At 76.9% G+C, this 17,414-nt stretch carries 14 protein-coding genes; 6 read left to right on the top strand and 8 right to left on the bottom strand.

Features of this window, described 5'->3' with window-relative positions:
* Positions 1-59 precede the first annotated feature (59 nt).
* Together IPO09_16515 and IPO09_16510 are read right to left on the bottom strand one after the other, a co-directional pair.
* Complete coding sequence (locus tag IPO09_16515) at positions 60-3,125, bottom strand: serine/threonine protein kinase (GenBank protein MBK9518917.1); 3,066 nt, start codon at positions 3,123-3,125, stop codon at positions 60-62.
* A gap of 28 nt (positions 3,126-3,153) precedes the next feature.
* Entirely contained in the window at positions 3,154-4,611 is a 1,458-nt protein-coding gene (locus tag IPO09_16510) for a PLP-dependent aminotransferase family protein (GenBank protein MBK9518916.1), read from the bottom strand.
* A 266-nt stretch (positions 4,612-4,877) separates the two neighbouring features.
* Between IPO09_16510 and IPO09_16505 the strand changes: the two genes are divergently transcribed.
* From IPO09_16505 to IPO09_16490, 4 genes are all read left to right on the top strand, one after another.
* Entirely contained in the window at positions 4,878-5,789 is a 912-nt protein-coding gene (locus IPO09_16505; protein MBK9518915.1) for a hypothetical protein, read from the top strand.
* 5 nt (positions 5,790-5,794) lie between these two features.
* The gene (locus tag IPO09_16500) at positions 5,795-6,241 is read left to right on the top strand and encodes a hypothetical protein (GenBank protein ID MBK9518914.1); all 447 of its coding nucleotides are present in this window, start codon (positions 5,795-5,797) and stop codon (positions 6,239-6,241) included.
* A gap of 293 nt (positions 6,242-6,534) precedes the next feature.
* The gene (infA, locus tag IPO09_16495) at positions 6,535-6,756 is read left to right on the top strand and encodes a translation initiation factor IF-1 (protein ID MBK9518913.1); all 222 of its coding nucleotides are present in this window, start codon (positions 6,535-6,537) and stop codon (positions 6,754-6,756) included.
* A gap of 65 nt (positions 6,757-6,821) precedes the next feature.
* Positions 6,822-8,123 carry a DUF1624 domain-containing protein gene (locus IPO09_16490; protein MBK9518912.1) on the top strand — a complete coding sequence of 434 codons (1,302 nt, stop codon included), beginning with the start codon at positions 6,822-6,824 and terminating at the stop codon, positions 8,121-8,123.
* Here IPO09_16490 and IPO09_16485 read toward each other — a convergent pair.
* A complete protein-coding gene (locus IPO09_16485; protein MBK9518911.1) occupies positions 8,112-10,199 on the bottom strand; it encodes a transglycosylase domain-containing protein in 2,088 nt (695 codons plus the stop codon). The two genes, IPO09_16490 and IPO09_16485, sit on opposite strands and share 12 nt — an antisense overlap.
* 99 nt (positions 10,200-10,298) lie before the next feature.
* Here IPO09_16485 and IPO09_16480 point away from each other — a divergent pair, with 99 nt between their 5' ends.
* Positions 10,299-11,441 (top strand): energy transducer TonB, encoded by a 1,143-nt coding sequence (locus IPO09_16480; GenBank protein MBK9518910.1) that lies wholly within the window; start codon positions 10,299-10,301, stop codon positions 11,439-11,441.
* Positions 11,442-11,505: 64 nt separating this feature from the next.
* The gene (locus tag IPO09_16475; GenBank protein MBK9518909.1) at positions 11,506-11,982 is read left to right on the top strand and encodes a methylglyoxal synthase; all 477 of its coding nucleotides are present in this window, start codon (positions 11,506-11,508) and stop codon (positions 11,980-11,982) included.
* A gap of 79 nt (positions 11,983-12,061) precedes the next feature.
* On the opposite strand, the gene IPO09_16470 is transcribed toward IPO09_16475, so the two are convergent.
* The 5 genes from IPO09_16470 to gcvPB all read right to left on the bottom strand — a co-directional run bounded on the left by IPO09_16470 (position 12,062) and on the right by gcvPB (position 17,402).
* Entirely contained in the window at positions 12,062-13,066 is a 1,005-nt protein-coding gene (locus IPO09_16470; protein MBK9518908.1) for a hypothetical protein, read from the bottom strand.
* Positions 13,053-13,838 (bottom strand): cytochrome c biogenesis protein CcsA, encoded by a 786-nt coding sequence (ccsA, locus tag IPO09_16465; protein ID MBK9518907.1) that lies wholly within the window; start codon positions 13,836-13,838, stop codon positions 13,053-13,055. Before ccsA ends, IPO09_16470 begins: the two co-directional genes overlap by 14 nt.
* A 57-nt stretch (positions 13,839-13,895) precedes the next feature.
* Positions 13,896-14,780, bottom strand: a complete 885-nt coding sequence (locus IPO09_16460; GenBank protein MBK9518906.1) for a pirin family protein — start codon at positions 14,778-14,780, stop codon at positions 13,896-13,898.
* Positions 14,781-15,103: 323 nt separating this feature from the next.
* The gene (locus IPO09_16455) at positions 15,104-15,772 is read right to left on the bottom strand and encodes a hypothetical protein (GenBank protein ID MBK9518905.1); all 669 of its coding nucleotides are present in this window, start codon (positions 15,770-15,772) and stop codon (positions 15,104-15,106) included.
* A gap of 94 nt (positions 15,773-15,866) precedes the next feature.
* Positions 15,867-17,402, bottom strand: a complete 1,536-nt coding sequence (gene gcvPB / locus IPO09_16450) for an aminomethyl-transferring glycine dehydrogenase subunit GcvPB (protein ID MBK9518904.1) — start codon at positions 17,400-17,402, stop codon at positions 15,867-15,869.
* Positions 17,403-17,414 lie beyond the last annotated feature (12 nt).

Below are 17,414 nucleotides of genomic sequence, written 5' to 3'. Positions count from 1 at the left end.
CGATAGCGGGTGGACCACTTCGGCGGCCCGCGCCGGAGGTCCGGCCGGGCCCAGCGAGCTCAGGGGACGCCCAGCTCCGCCGCGGCGAGCCGGGCCTCGGCCCCGCCGCCCACCAGGGCGTTCCCCGCCAGGGTCCGCGCCAGGGCCGCCCGCCCGCCGTCCACGTCGCCGGTGAACCCCAGGAGCCTGGCCTGCACCACCCGCGGCGTCGGATCGAGCCCGCCCCGCCGGATGGCCTCCTCCACCGGCGCCAGGCCCCGCCGGGCGGCCGCGGCGGCGTCGCCACCCTGCCGCCTGAGCCAGCGGGCCCGCTCCAGCGCGCAGGCGGCGCGGCCGATCGGGCCGGCCATCGTCCCTTTCACCTCCACCTCGAGCCGGGCGAACCCGCGCTCCGCCTCGGCGAGCGCCGCGCCGGGATCCAGGCCGCGGGTGACCCGCCAGCGCCCCTCCAGGAGGGAGAGCATGGTCCGTGTCTCGGCGGCCACCGCCGGGTTGCCCATCCGCAGGACGGCCTCCGTGAGCAGGCGGCGCGCCTCGCCGACGGCCGGCATCGGGTCCTGGCCGTCCAGCAGGGCGCGCCGCGCCTCGATGGTGAGCACCTGGCCGTGGAGGAAGCCGAGGAGCGGCTGCTCCGGATGGGTGGCGCGCGCCCGCGTCGCCGCCTCGAGGGCCCGGGCCAGGTCCGGCCGCGCGTCGGCTCCCATGTCGAGCAGCGTCATCGAGGCGGTGGCCAGGATGTAGACGGTCCGGAAGGTGCTGAGGAAGTTCTCTCCCTCGGCCCGGGTGACCGCCTCGGTCACCGCGATGGCCCGCTCGAAGGCCGGCCGGGGGTCCACGCCGGAGAGCCAGCTGGCCTGGCCCAGGAACACGAGCGCCTCGGCGAGCGTCTGCTGGACCCGGGCGGGGGCGGGTGGGTCGAGCCGCAGCGCCGCCTCCGCCTCCTGGACGGCGGCCTGGAGCGTGGCGCGCGCGTCGAGCCCGGCCTCCACCTGCCAGCGCCCCTTCTTGGCCAGCAGCGTGGCGCCGGTGTCGCGGACCTCCGGGTCGGAGGGGGCCAGCGCCACCGTCGCGCCGAGCATGGCGATCCCCTCGTCGAGCGGCTCGAGGCAGGGGAGCCCTCGCTCCAGCAGGAAGTGGCCGACCCGCTGGAGCGCCACCATGAGCAGCGATCGGGCCTCCACGTCCTCGGGCCGGAGCGCCACGGCCTGGCGCAGGAGCGCCGCCGCCCGCTCCAGGCGGGGGAGCCCGGTGAAGCGGCCGAAGTTGGCGGCCAGCCGCTCCGAGTCCATCAGCAGCGCGGCCTGGGCGATCAGCAGCGCCGGCGCGTCCGGATCGAGCCGGGCGGCCCGGTCGAGCCAGCCCTGGGCGGCCTCCACGAGCGCGCCGGTCTCCTTGCCCTGGCGGCCGGTGAACTCGGCGCGCCGGACGTGGAGCCGCGCCAGCAGGCGCAGCAGCCTGGGATCGCTCCGGCCCCACTCGGCCGCGGCGGTGAGCGCCGCCTCGCCCTGCTCCAGCGCGGCGAGCCCCTCGGCGAGCTGCTCGGCGTCGCTGCGCCGCTCCGCCTCGGCCATCCAGGCCTCGCCCTGGAGCACGCGCGCCTCGTAGCGCTCGGGGGCGGCCGCCAGGGCCTCGGCCGCCCTGGCGCGCGCCGCGTCGAGGTCGCCCTCCAGCAGCGCCATGCGGGCCCGCAGCCAGGGGAGGCGCCACCCGCCGCCGGCGCCCTGGGCCAGGGAGCGCAGCGCCGGGTCGCGGAGCTCGCGCTGCAGGCTCGCCAGCCGCTCGCCGCGCGCGGCCGGGCCGAGCGTCCGCAGGGCCCGGTCGCGCTCCCGCTCGTAGAGCCGGCCCATCACCTCGCCGAGCCCCTCGGCCACCTCCGGCCCCTCGAAGCCGAGCGCCAGGGCCCGCTGGTAGGCCGCCCGCGCGCCGTCGAGGTCGTCGAGCAGCTCCAGCCCCTTGCCGAGCGCGTAGCTGGCCGGCCCGGCCGATCGCCCGCCCGCGGCGAGCGGACGCAGCCGCTCCACCTCGGGGCGCAGGGCGGCGAGCGCCGGCCGGAGGTCATGAGGCGGGGCCAGCCACTCCAGGCGCAGGCGCGTCTCCAGGGAGGTGGCCAGGGCGCCCAGGCGGGCCGCCTCGAGCGAGTCGATCCCCGACCGCCTGGAGAGCCAGAGCGCGGAGCCCAGGGCCGCCAGCAGCGTGGCCAGGGCCACGGCCAGGGCGCGCGAGGCGGCCCGGTTGCGCCGGGCCCAGCGGTAGAGCCGCTCGACCGCCGGCGCCGGCCGGGCCCGCACCGGCTCGCCGCGCTGGAACCGGCCCAGGTCCTCGGCGAAGGCCAGGGCGCTGGCGTAGCGGGCCTCGGGCGCCTTCTCCATGGCCTTGGCCACCACCCGTCGCAGCTCGACCGGCACCGCCGGCGGCAGCGGGTCCGGCGCGTCCTCCAGGATGCGCCGGAGCAGGCTGGTCTCGTCCGAGGCGCCCCCGGGCTCGCTGGCCCGGCGGAAGGGTGGTCGACCGGCCAGCAGGGCGTAGAGCGCGGCGCCCAGGGCGTAGATGTCGGCGCGGTAGTCGGCCGGGGAGGCGCCGAGGACGTGCTCGGGGCTCATGTACTCCACCGTCCCGGCGGGCAGGCCGGAGCGGGTCAGGCCGCCCTCGTCGCCCCGCGCCAGGCCGAAGTCGGAGACCAGGGCGCGCGGCGCCGGCCCGCCGAGGTCGACGAGCACGTTGTCCGGCTTCACGTCGCGGTGGACCAGCCCCTCGCGGTGGGCGGCGTGGAGCCCCTCGGCCGCCTGGCGGACCAGCTCCACCCGCTCCACCAGCGTGCAGCCCGGGCCGAAGTCGGCGAGCGAGGGCCCCTCCACCAGCTGCAGCACCAGGCAGGGGCGCCCCCCCAGCGTGCCGACCTCGAGCACCCGCACCACGTGGGGGTGCTCGACGCGCGCCTGGAGGCGGGCCTCCAGCAGCACCCGCTCCGCCTCCCTGGCGTCGAAGCCGCGCAGGAACTTCACCGCCACCGCCCGCTCCAGCGCGGCGTCCCAGGCGCGGTGGACCTCGCCCATGGCCCCTCGCCCGATGAGCCCCTTGAGCACCAGGTGGTCGTCGAGGGCGGCCACCGCGCTCGCCGCGCTCACCGGGCCACCCGCGGGGCGAGCGCGAGGCTCACGGCGCCTCCCGGAGGGCGGCGCCGATGCGTGCCGCCACCTCCTCCAGCATCGGCTCGGCGAAGCTGGAGAAGCCGATGCGGAAGCCCTGCACGGCCGCGCCGTCGAAGGCGAACTGCCGGCCCGGGCGGAAGGCCACGCCGCGCGCCAGCGCCCGGGCGGCCCAGGCGTCCACGTCCACCCCGTCGCGCACCTTCACCCAGAGCGCCAGCCCGCCGCTGGGCGGCTCGATCGACACCGCCTCCCCGGCCTCGCGGCGCAGCGCGGCGACCAGCGTGTCGCGCCGGCCCCGGTAGGTCTGGTGGAGCCGGTTGAGGTGGCGCTGCACCTCGCCGTCCTCCACCAGCTCCGCCATGGCCCGCTCCAGCGCCGGATCGCCCTGGCGGTCGAAGACCAGCCGCTGCTCCCGCAGGCGGGCCACGAAGCCCCCGGCGGCGTGGATCAGGCCGAGCCGCTGCCCCGGGTCGAAGATGCGGGAGAGCAGCCCGAAGTGGATGACCACCCCGGCCGGGTCCGCCGCCGCCAGGGCCGGGGCCGGCCGCCCGTCGAACTGGAACTCCCAGTCGAGGTCGGCGTCCAGCACCGCCATGCGGCGCGCCGCCGCCAGCTCGAGCAGGCGCCGCCGCCGCGCCGGGCCGAGCTGCACCAGGGTGGGGTACTGCCGCTGCGGCGACACCAGCACGGCGCGCAGGCGGGTGTGGCTCGCGAGCGCCTCGAGCGCCTCGACGTCGATGCCCTCGGCGTCCACCGGCACCGGCAGGCAGCGCGCGCCGGCGCGGGTGAAGGCCTCCCAGACGGCGCGGTCGCCCAGCGCCTCCACCGCCACGGCGTCCCCGGGGGAGAAGAGGGCCTGGGCCGCCAGGAAGAAGGCCATCTGGCTGCCGCGGGTGACCAGGAGCCGGTCGGCCGCCGCCGGGAAGCCCCGGCTGGCGGACAGGAGCCGTGCCAGCGCCCGGCGCAGCTGCGGGTGGCCCTGCGGGTCCTCGACGCCCAGCGAGGCCTGCGGGTTCACCAGGAGCGCGCGGCGGTAGGCCCGCGCCAGCACGGCGCTCGGCAGGTGGCGCGGGTCGGGCAGGCCGCTCCCGACCTTGAGGAGGCCGCCGGGCGAGGGGCCGCCGGGCGTGGGGTCCTGGCCCGCCAGGTCGAAGCCCGGTCGGCCCTCCGGCGGGGTGGCCACGGCGCCGCCGGGGAGGTCGCGGGGCGGGCTGGCCGCCACCACGCTGCCCCCGCCCACCGTGGAGGTCACCCACCCCTCGGCCTGCAGCTCGCGGTAGGCCGACAGGACGGTGTTCTTGCTGACGCCCAGGCTCTCGGCCAGCGTCCGGTAGCCGGGGAGGTGGTCGCCGGGCCTGAGGCGCCCACGGTGGATCTCCCCCTGCAGCGCGGACACGACCTGCAGGTAGAGCGGCGCCCGGCTCTCCGGGTCCAGGTGGATGGTGGGGGTGAAGCCTCGCAACGCGCCTCCGGGGCTGGCGGAACCCGGGGCACTCTACTGTGCGCGGCCCGGGGGCACCTAGCCAGGAGGGCGCCTGGCGTGGCGCCGCGCCGGGGCTCGGCGCCGCCGGCCCGGGAGCCGGCCGGCCGGGGCGCGGCCGGGCGGCGCGACGGCGGACCTCTGCCCACGCGCAACCTCGCGGTGCGCCTGGGGTCGAGGCTGGTACGGGGCGCGCAGTGGCGTGGGCCAGCGGCGGCTCGACCGCCACACCACGGAGGAAGGACCACATGCCCAGCACCAGCGCAGTCACCGGCCGCGGCGTCCCGCTGCCGCTCGAGCTCCTCACCGGCGCGGCCGGCCCCGCCGCCGGAAAGACAGCCCCGCGGGCCGCCGCCGGCAAGGCGAGCCCGGCCACCACCGGCAGGGCCACGGCGGCCAAGGCCAGCACGGCCAAGGCCGGCACGGCCAAGAAGGCCCCCGCCAGGTCCTCCACGACGTCCAAGGCCACCACCGGCTACGCCACCAAGCTGCCGGCCGACTACGCCTTCCTGCGCGACGCCACGCTGACGCTGGAGGAGAAGCTCTCCAGGTTCATCGGGCTCATCATGACCAGGTCGGAGCAGGACCTGCTCCGGCAGATGGAGAAGATGGCGCCCGGCGCCACCGCCTCCTCCGCCGGGTCGACCAGCGGCGGCGGCGCCGCCAAGCCGGCCGCCAAGAAGACCAGCCTGTGGGGCCTCGTGAAGACCCTGCTGCCGCCGCTGGGCCTGGCCTCGCAGCTGGTGGGCGACGCCACCTTGAAGAAGCTGGTGCAGCAGCTCTCCGGGCCGGTGCTGGGGGCGGCGGCCACCGCGCTCGGCGGCCCGGCGCTCGGAGCCCTGGCCGCCAAGCTGGGCCCCACGCTCGGCGGGCTGCTCACCCGGGACGTGAAGGTGGACCTCTCCAGCGCGGGCACGCTCCTCGACCTCTCGGGGGTGGCGGAGCTGGTGGGCCTGGGGGGCGGCGCAGCGGCGAGCGGCGCGGCGGCCGCGGCCAGCGCCTCCAAGGCCGGCGCCGCCGACGGATCCACCAGCGAGAAGGCCCAGCTGATGGAGCTGCAGCGGCTGCAGGACCGCGACCGGGAGCTCTTCTCCCTCTTCTCCAACATGCTCCGGGCCATGCACGAGACGCGCATGACCGCCATCCACAACCTCCGGTGAGCGCCATGCCGACCACGACCCTGGAGCCCGCGGTCCCGCCGGCCGCCCCTCCGGCGGAGGCGCCGACCCTGGCCGAGGCGCTCGGCCTCACCTCCGAGCTGGCGGAGGCCATCGCGCAGGTGGCCGAGGACGAGCTGGAGGCGGGGCGGGGCGAGCCGGCCCGCGTCATCCTGGAGGGGCTGGTGGTGTCGAACCCCAGGGACGCCCGGGCCTGGACGCTGCTGGCGAGGGTCCACCGGGCGCTCCGGCAGCCGCTGGCCGCCCGCTTCTGCGCCGAGGTGGCCGGCTCGCTCGACGGCGCCGCGCCCGCGACCCGGCTGGCGAGGGCGGAGGGGTTGCTTCCCTACCCGGAGGACCACGCCCAGGCCAGGGCGCTCCTGGCCTCGCTGGCGTCGGAGCCCGGGCGGGAGGGCGAGCGGGCCCGGGCGCTCCTCGAGGCCCTCGGTGGGTGAGGGCCGGCGCCAGCTCGGGGGGAGTGGCGCACCGCCCCCCGAAGTGATTCAATGACGCGAAAGGCCAGGGGATGAGCGCCCGGCCGGGACCCGCCCCCGAAGGAGGGGGAGGGCCTGGCGGACCTCCGAGGGCGATCCTCCGCGGCTTCACGCGGCAAAGGTCCGCCGCACGTAGTACAAGGGGCCCCGCAAGGCCTCGAGCGGCCTCGGAAACCACCGGGGCCGCTCTTGGTGTATCGGGAACCCGGACAGGACCGGGCCCGAGGCGCACGGCGCACGAAGGGAATGACTGAGTGAGTGAGAAAGAAGCAGGCATCGAGGTCCAGGGTACCGTCGACGAGGCGCTCGCCGGCGGCATGTACCGGGTCAAGGTCGATCAGGGTCCGGTGGTCCTGGCCTATGCCTCGGGCAAGATGAAGAAGTTCCACATCCGCATCATCCCCGGCGACCGGGTCAAGCTGGAGCTGTCGCCGTACGACCTGACGCGCGGCCGCATCACCTACCGCGACAAGTAGCCCGCGGCCGGCCCGAAGCCCGAGGCCGGCCTGGCCGGCCTCCACGCCGGCCGAAAGGTGCCGCGGTGACGCCCCCCTCGCGAAAGCACTGGCTCGACTGGCAGCGCGGCCTGGCCGTGCTGTTCATGGTCGAGGTCCACATCCTGTCCGCGTGGATCGTCCCGGGCGGGCGGGTGGGGCACGAGCGGCTCCACGACGCGCTCATGTTCCTGGGCGGCCTGGCCGCGCCCGGCTTCCTCTTCATGGCGGGCCTGTCCCAGGCGCTGGCCGACGCGGCCCACGCGCGCAAGGGGCTCGACCCGGCGGCGCGCCGTCGCGCCGCGCTGAAGCGGGGGCTCTGGCTGCTGGGCATCAGCTACCTGGTCCGGCTCTTCTCCTACGTGGCGGGCAACGCCTGGGGCCCGGGCTGGGGGCTGCCCTACGTCCTGGGCGTCGACGTGCTCTCGGTGGCCGGCTTCGGGATGACGCTGGCCGTGAAGCTCGGGGCCTGGCACCCCAGGCGCCCCGGGCTGGCGGTCTGGGGCGGCCTGGCGCTGGTGCTGGTCTCCTTCCTGTGGCGCGGCGCCTGGCAGGGGCCGTACTGGCACGACGTGGTGAAGGTGGACGTGCTCAACATCCTGGCGCTCGGGATGATGCTCTCGGCCTTCCTGGCGGTGGGCCGGCCGCGCGCGGTGGGGGTGGCGCTCACCGCGGGGGTGGCGCTGCTGGTGGTCTTCGCCACCCCGTGGCTGGCGGTGGCGCTGGGCCACCGGGACCAGGCCGCCTTCGTGGCGTCGCTGGCCACCGATCCCGTCGCCAAGCTGCTCGACGTGCCCTTCGCCTACCTCTACGGCGTCCCGCCGCGCGCCCAGTTCATGCTGTTCAGCTGGGTGGCGTTCCTGCTGGCGGGCGCGGCGGTGGCGCCGCTGGCCACCGGGCCCAACCGGCCCTTCACCTTCCTGGCGCTGGCGCTGGCGGTCTACGGGGCGGGGCGGCTCTCCAACGCCTGGCTGGTGCTCCCCTCGCAGGACAACACCTTCTGGTGGATGAACGCGCCCGGCTGGTTCCTGACGCGGCTGGCGCTGCACCTGGGCCTGACCGGCGCCCTGATGCTGCTGCCCGACCTCCTCGAGCCGGCCCTGCGCTGGCTCACGCTGCTGGGCCGCCAGTCCCTGACCGGCTACATCGTCTCGGTGGAGCTGACCTACGGCTTCGCCGCGGGGGCGCTGGGGCTGGCCTCCGGGCTGGCCTTCCCGGCGCTGGCCTGGAGCATGGTGGCCATGGTGGCGGTGACCTGGCTGGCCTGCCGGCTCTGGGAGGCCTGGCTGGCCTGGGAGAAGGCGCGCCTGGCGGGGGCCGCGGCGGCCCGTCCCGCCTCAGCCGCCTGAGGGCTGCTCGGCCGGCTCGGCCGGCTCCGCCAGCGCGCCGCCCGTGCCGTCGGCGCCCGGGCCGTCGCCGTCCGGCTCCTCGCCCTCCGGCGGCGGCGCGGCGCCGGGGGCCAGGGCGCGCCGCGGCACCCACGGGGCGAAGACCAGCGGCTCGGCCAGCGCCGCCAGCAGCGCCTCGTCGGAGAGCACGCCGGTGGCGTGGAGCTTCTGGAGCAGGTCGTCGATGCGGGCCGCCCAGCGCTCCGGCGGCACCCCGGCCGCCACCGCCGCGTGGCCGCGCAAGGGGCTGGGGATGAGCGCCGCCAGGAAGCAGGCCTCGCGCGGGGTGAGGTCGCGGGCCTCCTTGGCCAGGTAGTGCCGCGCCGCCGCGCCGAGCCCGTGCCGCCCGGGCCCCCACTCGACCAGGTTCAGGTAGATCTCGAGCAGCCGGGCCTTGGGCACGGTGCCCTCCAGGGCCACCGTCACCAGCGCCTCGCGGACCTTGCGCGCCAGCGTCCGGTCCCGCGAGAGGTAGAGGTTCTTGGCGAGCTGCTGCGAGATGGTGGAGCCGCCGCGCAGCAGCTTCCCGGCCCGCGCGCCGGCCGCCAGGGCGTTCCTGAGCTCGTCGAAGTCGAAGCCGCGGTGGCCGAAGAACCCGGCGTCCTCGCTGGTGGTGACGGCGCGCACCACGTGCTCCGGCAGCGAGGCCAGCGGCACGAAGTCGGGGTTGGCCGGGCCGATCAGCACCGCCGGCCCGTCCTCGCCCTCGGGGTGGGCGGTGAAGGGCGCCCGCAGCGGCGAGGGCGGGGCGGCGCGGGCGGCCTCGCGGAGGCCGGCCAGGTCCACCTCGCCCTTCACCTCCCAGCCCTCGGGCCGGCGCAGCGCGCCGGAGAGCGCCAGCGTGCCCCCGAAGGCGCCGGGCGGGCGAGGGGCGTCCGCGCCGGGGGCCAGGGCCGGCGGCAGGGCGAGCAGCAGGGCGCGGTAGCTCACCGGGGGCATGGTCAGGAGGAGGTCGAAGGGGAGGTCACCGGTGGCGGTGAGGGCGCCGGCCACCTGCACCTCCAGCGGGCCGGCTGGCCGGAGCGCGGCGCGCCGGATCCGCAGCCTCCGGTCCCGCCAGGAGAGCTCCAGGTCCGCCTCGCCCGCGACGTCGAGCGGGCCCACCGGCTCCGGCCCGAGCGCCTCGCCCGCCAGGGTGAGGCCGCCCAGGAGGCCGCGCAGGGTGGCGGTGGCCCCGGCCGGCGCCCCGGCAGCCTCCAGCGAGATGGCCAGGTCGCCCGCGGTGGCCACCACGGCCCGGCGGCGCAGCACGTCCGGCAGGTCGGCGGCGGTGGCGTGCAGCGAGGCGGAGAGCGCCCAGGAGGCGGCGCCGGCCCCGCTCGGCGCACCTGGGCCGGAGGCCTCGGCGGCGGCGCCGGTCCTGGCCCGGGAGGAGCGGCGCAGCGTGGCCTCGCCACGCCCGCCGCGGGGGAGCCCGAGCTCGGCGGCGATCAGCTCCTCGCCGTCGCCGCGGCGCCGCTCCAGCCGCAGGTCGCAGGGGCCGAGCTCCACCTGGCGGGCCCCGAGCGAGAGCGCCACGGTCAGCCCACGGACGTGCAGCACCGGGTCCTGGCCGCGAGGGGAGGCGGCGCCGGCGGCAGCGCTGGCCGGGTGGGGCGCCCGCAGCGAGGTGACCAGCCGCTCGAGCTCCGCGCCGCCCGGGCCTGGGACCACCCGGACGCCGTAGAGCCGGATGGAGGCCGGCTCGATCCGGCCGGAGAGGAGCGGCCACCAGGCGGCCCGCACCTTCACCCGGTCCACCCGCAGGACCGGCGGCGCCCCCGGCGCGCCGGCCGGCACGGTGAGCGGCCCCACGGTGGCGCGGAAGAGCCAGTCCACGGCCACCTCGTCGCCCAGCCTGGCCGCGGGCAGGCGGCGCTGCAGCAGGGCGGTGGCGCGCTCGCGGAGGCGCTCGCGCACCGAGTCGCGGTCCGCCAGGGCGTGGGCCAGCGCCCAGGCCAGGGCCAGCGCACCCAGCGCCACCAGGGCGTGGCGGAGCCGCCGGGCGGCGAGCCCCGGCGGGGGCGCCGGAGGAGGTGGGTCGAGGGAGGCGGCCATGGCCGGGGCCGAGGTCTAGTCCCCCGGGCGCCCAGGATCAACGCCGCGCGGTCGCAGGGAAGGCGAAAGGCGCGGAACTTGTTAAGATCTCACGGCGGCATGAACCACCTCGGACCCACCCTCCGGCGCGCACGGCGCAAGGACCGCTCAGGCTGGCGGGCGCTCCTGGCGCTCGCCCTGTCGGTGGCCTTCAACCTGGCCCTGCTGTCGCAGCTCGACGCCGGCTGGCTGGGGCTCGGCCAGGCTCCCGAGAGCCGGCCGGTGGACCTGGCGCCGCTGGCCGCGGCCGACTGGGAGGCCAACCGGGCCATCGGCGGCGAGCCCCGCCCGGCGGCGCGAGCCATCCCTGCGCCCCCGCCCGCCCCGCGCCCGCCCCCGCCGGCCTCGGCGGGCCAGGTGGTCGAGGTGGCGCCGTCGCTCGACAGCACCCCGCCCAAGGAGACCCAGTTCCTCAGCGACCGGAACAACACCGTGGCGAAGGAGACCCGCTCCCGCTTCGCCCGGCCCGGCTTCGGCCAGGTGGCGCCGGTGCCCACCGCCGCGGTGGCCGCCGCCGGTGGCGCGCCCAAGGGGGCGGGCGGGAAGGCAGCGCAGGAGCGGGCCGGCGCGGAGGGGGCCGCGGCGGCTGCCAGGGTGGCGGCGGCTGCGACGCCCGAAGGGCTGCCCCTCCCGGCGGGGGTGGGCGGCGAGGAGGTGGCCCGCGCCGCCGCCGAGGCCGCCAGGACCAGCGCCGAGGCCGGGCAGGGCGGCGCGCGCGCGGCGGGGCGCTTCGACCCGCGCCTCTCGGTCCCCTCCGAGACCTTCGCCAGGCTGCTGGGCGGCCCGGCCCCGGATCACCTCGACGGCGTGGAGGAGGGCGACGGCACCTACCTCAACACCCGCGAGTTCAAGTACGCCACCTACTTCAACCGCATCAAGCAGGCGGTCTCCGGCACCTGGACCCCGCAGCACGCGCTCGACCTGCGCGATCCCGACCGGACCATGTACGCCTTCAAGGACCGGGTCACCCTGCTGGCGGTGACGCTCGACGACGCCGGGGGCGTGAAGGACCTGGCGGTGCAGCGCTCCAGCGGCGTGGACTTCCTGGACCGGACCGCGCTCGACGCCTTCCGCAAGGCCCAGCCCTTCAACAACCCGCCGCCGGGGCTGGTGGACGGCCGCGGCGAGATCCGCTTCACCTTCGGGTTCTACCTGGAGGTGGGGCGATCCGGCTTCCGCATCACCCGCGGCGCCTCGCCCTGAGGCCCGGCCGCCGCCCCACCCACGCCAGCCGGGCCCGCGGGCCCGGCCCGCACCCGAGGTGAACATGGACGAGGTGACCCGCATCCCCATGCGCGAGCGCAAGCACGTGGTGCTGATCGCGCACGACTCGCGCAAGCCCGACCTGCTGGCCTGGGTCGAGTACAACAAGGAGGTGCTGCGCGAGCACCACCTGTTCGGCACCGGCACCACCGGCGGCCTGGTGGCCGCCGCCACCGGCCTGCCGGTGACCCGCTTCCGCTCCGGCCCGCTGGGCGGCGACCAGCAGGTGGGGGCCAAGATCGCCGAGGGCGACCTCGACGTGCTGATCTTCTTCTGGGACCCGCTGGAGCCCCAGCCGCACGATCCGGACGTGAAGGCGCTGCTCCGCCTGGCGGTGCTCTACAACATCCCCACGGCCTGCAACCGCTCCACCGCCGACTTCCTGGTGGCGGCGCCCCTCTTCCACGAGCCCTACGACCGCCAGGTGGAGGACCACGCGGCGGTGCGCCAGGCCTTCCTGGAGGCGAGGCTGGCCAAGTAGGGCGGCGCGGCGTCCCGGGCGGCGCGCTGCCTGGGCGAGGGGCTCGGTGCGCGGGGCGGGGCCGTGGGCGGGCGTGGCCTCACCTGGCGAGGAGCCGCCGCCACATCAGCAGCGTCCCGGCCAGCAGCACCAGCGCCGAGGCCAGCGCCCAGGGGGTGCCGGGCGTCTCGCGGACGCGCAGCAGCACCGCCGGCTCCGGCGCCACCGCGTCCAGCGAGAGGGGGCGTCCGCCGCGCAGCGCCAGCAGCCCCTGCGCCGCCACCCAGCGCTCGGCGGGCGCGCCGTCCGGCCCGGGGGCGCGCAGCAGCGCCGCGGGCGTGCCCAGGCCGGGGACCTCGCCGAACCCGAGCAGGGCCACCTCGTCGCCGCCCAGGCGACAGGCCTGGCCCTCGGCCAGCGCGCAGCGCTCGGCCCCGGAGGAGAGGTGGGCCACCCGCGCCTGCCCGAACTCCTGCAGCAGCGCCAGCCGGGCCCCGAAGCCCTCCGAGAGCGGCTGGTTGTAGCCCACCAGGGCGGGCTCGACGGCCCCGCCCGGGCGGCGCACCTCCAGCGCCACCCGTGCCTCGCGCGGCATGCCGTTGGGCAGCGCGTCCACCTCCAGCGAGGTGAGCCGCACCTCGCCGAAGGCCGGCAGCGGCTGCCACCCCGAGGTGACCACCACCGCGCCCCGCTCCTCGGAGAGGAAGCCGCCCACCCCGTGCGCCGCCAGGCCCAGCAGGAAGGCCGCGTGGATCACCGCGACGGCGTAGGCGGAGGGCGCGCGCTGCCCGGCCCGCCAGCGGCGCACCAGGTTGTCCCAGGTGGCCAGCGTGGTGTTGAGGGCGTACAGCCCGGCCAGCGGGAAGAGCAGGTAGAGCCAGAGGTGGGCCGGGCTGGGCCGGAGGAAGAAGCCCGTCAGGTCGTCGAGGCCGATGCCGGCCGAGGCGCCGTCGCGGGTGGCCACCATGACCACCGAGCCGATGGCCAGCAGGAGCACGGTGCCCAGGCCGCAGCACAGGCCGAGCCCCTGGGAGCGCAGCCAGGCGAGCCGGGGCGCGGGCGGCCGGGGCGCCCCGAGGCCGAGCGGCGGGCTAGCCGAAGGCATGGCTGCCCGTGCCGAAGAAGAAGGAGGTGCCCACGTAGGCCACGAAGAGCAGGCCGAAGCCGACCAGCGCCAGCGCCGGGCGCACCCAGGGCCGGGCCACCAGGGACGGGGTGAGCCGCACGTGCACGAAGGTGGCCGAGTGGAACCAGAGGATGACCGACCAGACCACCTTGGGGTCCCAGAGGAACCAGGCCCCCCAGGCGACCACGCCCCAGACGCCGCCGCAGATCATGGAGAGCGACCAGAGGGCGAAGCCCCACAGCGCCAGCCGGTCGATCAGCGCCAGCCAGCCGGGATCGCGATCGGTGAACCAGGCCAGGCCCGCCGCCGCCGCGGCCACCCAGGTGCCGTAGGCCAGGAAGGAGAGCGGCACGTGGGTGGGGTACCAGATGGTCCGCATCAGCGGGGGCGGCCAGTGCAGCCCCTGCGGGAAGGCCAGCGAGGCGGCCAGGGCCGCGCCCAGCACCAGCAGCAGCGGGACCAGGTAGGCGCGCGCCGGCCGGAAGGCCAGCGCGCCGGTGAGGCCCACCGCCAGCGCCGCGCCGGCGAAGGACTCGGCCTTGTTGGTGAGCGGCAGGAAGCCGATGAGCAGGCCGCGCCAGAGCGACCAGGCGAGCTGGAGCGCCACGCCGGCCAGCAGGGGCCAGCGGGCCAGCCGCGGCCGCAGCAGCGCCGCCACCAGGGCCAGCGCGTGGCAGGCGGCGGCCGCCTGGAGGAGGAGCAGCAGCGCCTCGGGCGCCGCTGGTCCGCTGGTCGTGCCGGGTGGGCCCATGCGGCCGCGCAGGATAGCCGAGGGGCGGGCGGGAGGGGAGCGCCGGGCGGCCCCGGCCTACCTCGCGCCCCCGGCGCCGGCCGCGCCCACCTTGACGAAGGTCCCCTGGCGCAGCTCGGCCAGGGCCTGCTGGATCTCCTCGGCGGTGTTCATGACGAAGGGGCCGTAGCGGACGGCCGGCTCCCCCAGCGGCTGCGCGGAGAGCAGCAGGAAGCGCGCCGGGCCGCCGACGGCGTGGGCGCGGACCACGTCGCCGTCGCCGAGGATGATCAGCCGGGGGCCGCGGACGCCGCCGCCCCGCGCCGCCACCGCCCCGCCCACCGCCACCTCGCCCTCGAAGACGTAGAGCACCGCGGTGTGGCCGAGCGCCACCGGCTGCTCGAAGGCGCCGCCGGCCGGCAGGCGCACGTCGAGGTAGGTGGGGCCGGCGAAGATCTCGCGGACCGCCCCGGTCACGCCCTCCACCGCGCCCGCCACCACCCGCACCCGGGCGCCGTCGGGGCGCGCCACCTCGGGGATGGAGGCGGCCGGCACGTCCTGGTAGCGCGGCGCGGTCATCTTGAGCGCCCGCGGCAGGTTCACCCAGACCTGGAACCCGTCCAGCCGGCGCGGCCCGGCCCTGGGCATCTCCTCGTGCAGGATGCCGCTGCCGGCGGTCATCCACTGCACGTCGCCGGCGCCGATGACCCCGGAGTTCCCCAGGCTGTCGCGGTGCGAGACGCTGCCGTCCAGCATGTAGGTGATGGTCTCGATGCCCCGGTGGGGGTGCATCGGGAAGCCCGCCAGGTAGTCGGCGGCGTCCTCCGAGCCGAAGTGGTCGAAGAGGAAGAACGGGTCGAGGTGGTCGAGCCGCTCGGTGGCGATGGAGCGCTTGAGCCGCACCCCGGCGCCGTCGCTGGTCAGCACCGGGGTGATGACGTCCTGCTGGATCCGTTCCGGCATGTGGCCTCCGGCGCGGGTCTTAACCGGCGCCGGGGCGGCGGGCCACGGGTCGCCCCCGCGACCACACTCCAGGCCGCCGTGCCCCCTCACCCCGGCCCTCTCCCCCAGCCAGCTGGGGGAGAGGGTGAGCGGAGAGCCCGACCGCGACCGCGACCGCGACCGCGACCGCGACCGCGACGACCGCGACCGCGACCGCGACCGCGACCGCGACCGCGACCTCGACCGCGACCGCGACGGCGACCTCGACCGCGACCTCGACCGCGACCTCGCCCCCGACCTCGACAGCGTCCTCGACAGCGTCCTCGACCCCGAAGGCGGGTCGCTCAGGCTCCGCCGGGACCGATGGCCGTCCGGACGTTGCCCACGGCGCGGGCGGTGGCGCTCCGCAGGGCCTGGCTCACCCACTCGTGCCACTCGGGGCTGCCCGTCTTGACGACGTCGGCGCCCGGCGAGTTCTCGAACCAGCGGGCGTGGACCGCCTTGCCGTCCACCTCCAGGTCGATGACCACGATGAGCGGGGGCCCGGCGGTGGTCTGCTCGTTCCCGGTGTAGCCGCCGGTCAGGTCGTCCGCCGCGCAGCCGTGCACCGACTGGTCGTTCATGAGGGCGGGGATGGCCCCGCTGTGGGTGGCCGCCACCTGCCCGCGCAGCCGCCCGGACAGGTTGAAGTGCACCGTGTAGTTCTTCAGCGTCACCTTGCGGCCGGCCAGCTCGGCGCCGAGCGCCCGATCGAGGTCGCTGCGCAGCACCGCCACGCGGTCGGGCGTGAACTTGTCGTCGCCGAGCCGGTAGATGCCGTAGTCGCAGCTCGTGATGAGGAGCGACTCGTTGCCGGATGACTTCTGGCCTCCCGGCCGGGCGTCCACGAAGGTGAAGCCGGCGTTCGGCCGCAGCTCGTCGTGGCGCAGGTTCACCAGGTAGGGGTTGCAGCCGGTCAGCGCGGAGGCGCCGAGGACGGCCAGGGCAGCGAGCAACGAGCGGGCACGAGACATGCGGGGACCCCCGGGGCCGGGCGCGGGGCGCGCCCAGGCGGAGGGGTATCCTACCATGGGGCCCAGCACGCGGCGTGCGTCCCGGCCCCGCCGGTCACTCCACCTTCATCCCCGGCGTCCAGCGCAGCACCGGCCTGCGCGCCGCCCGGGTCTCGTCGAGCCGCGCCCGCACCGGCTTCAGCGGCGCCGCCTTGACGGCCTCCGGATCGGCGACCGCCTCGGCGGCGATGGCCAGCATGGCGTCCACGAAGGCGTCGATGGCCTCCTTCGACTCGGTCTCGGTGGGCTCGATCATGAGCGCCCCGTGGACCACCAGCGGGAAGTAGATGGTGGGCGGGTGGAAGCCGTGGTCGATGAGCCGCTTGGCCACGTCCATGGTGGTCACGCCGGTGGCCTTCTGCGCCTTGTCGTCGAAGACCACCTCGTGCAGCGAGTCGGTCTCGTACGGCAGGTTGTAGGTGCCCTTGAGCCTGGCCCGGGCGTAGTTGGCGTTGAGCACCGCCAGCTCGCCGGTGGCCTTGAGCCCCTCCGGGCCGTACTCGCGGATGATGGCCCAGGCGCGCACGAACATGCCGAAGTTGCCCCAGAACTCGCGCAGCTTGCCCACCGTGCCGGGCCGCTCGGCCACCTCGGTCACCAGCCGGTAGCCCTCGCCCTCCTTGACCACCACCGGCAGCGGCAGGAAGGGCGCCAGGGTGGCCTTCACCGCCACCGGGCCGGAGCCCGGGCCGCCGCCGCCGTGCGGCGTGGCGAAGGTCTTGTGCAGGTTGTACTGGATGACGTCGAAGCCCATGTCGCCGGGCCGGGCCACGCCCAGCAGGGCGTTCATGTTGGCGCCGTCGCCGTACACCAGCCCCCCCTTGGCGTGCACGATGGCGGCGATCTCGGCGATGTGGCTCTCGAAGATCCCCAGGGTGTTGGGGTTGGTGATCATGATGGCGGCCACGTCCTGGTCCATGGCGGCCGCCACCGCCTCGGGGTGGAGCCGGCCGTCCGGGCCGCTGGCCAGCTGCACGCAGGTGTAGCCGTTGAGCGCCGCCGAGGCCGGGTTGGTGCCGTGGGCGGTGTCCGGGATGAGCACCTTCTTGCGCGGGTTGCCGTGGGCCTCGTGCCAGGCGCGGATCACCATCAGGCCGCACAGCTCGCCCTGGGCGCCGGCCGCCGGGGAGAGGGTGGTGGCGTCCATGCCGGCGATCTCGGAGAGGGCCCGCTCCAGCTGGTACATCAGCTCGAGCGCGCCCTGGACCAGCTCGGCCGGGGCCAGCGGGTGGACGTTGGCGAAGCCCGGCAGGCGGGCCAGCGCCTCGCTCGACTTCGGGTTGTACTTCATGGTGCAGGAGCCGAGCGGGTAGAAGCCGGTGTCGATGCCGTGGTTCCAGGCCGACAGGCGCGTGAAGTGGCGCACCGTCTCCAGCTCGGAGAGCTCGGGCAGGCCCTCCACCGGGCCGCGCACCAGCCCGGGCGGCAGGTCGGAGGCCACCTCGGGCCCGGGCGCGGCGGGGAGCGCCACGCCGCAGCGCCCCCTGGAGCCGTGCTCGAAGACCAGCGGCTCCTCGAAGGCGATGCCCTGCACCGCGCCGCCCAGCCCGGGGGCCAGCGGCGTCCGGGCCTGGCCAGCGCCCGGCTCCATGCTCGGCTTCCA

This window comes from Anaeromyxobacter sp., from assembly GCA_016718565.1.
In the GTDB taxonomy this organism is placed as follows: Bacteria; Myxococcota; Myxococcia; order Myxococcales; family Anaeromyxobacteraceae; genus JADKCZ01.
Note: the sequence above shows the minus strand (reverse complement) of the source record. Positions and strands in the feature narration are given on the sequence as shown.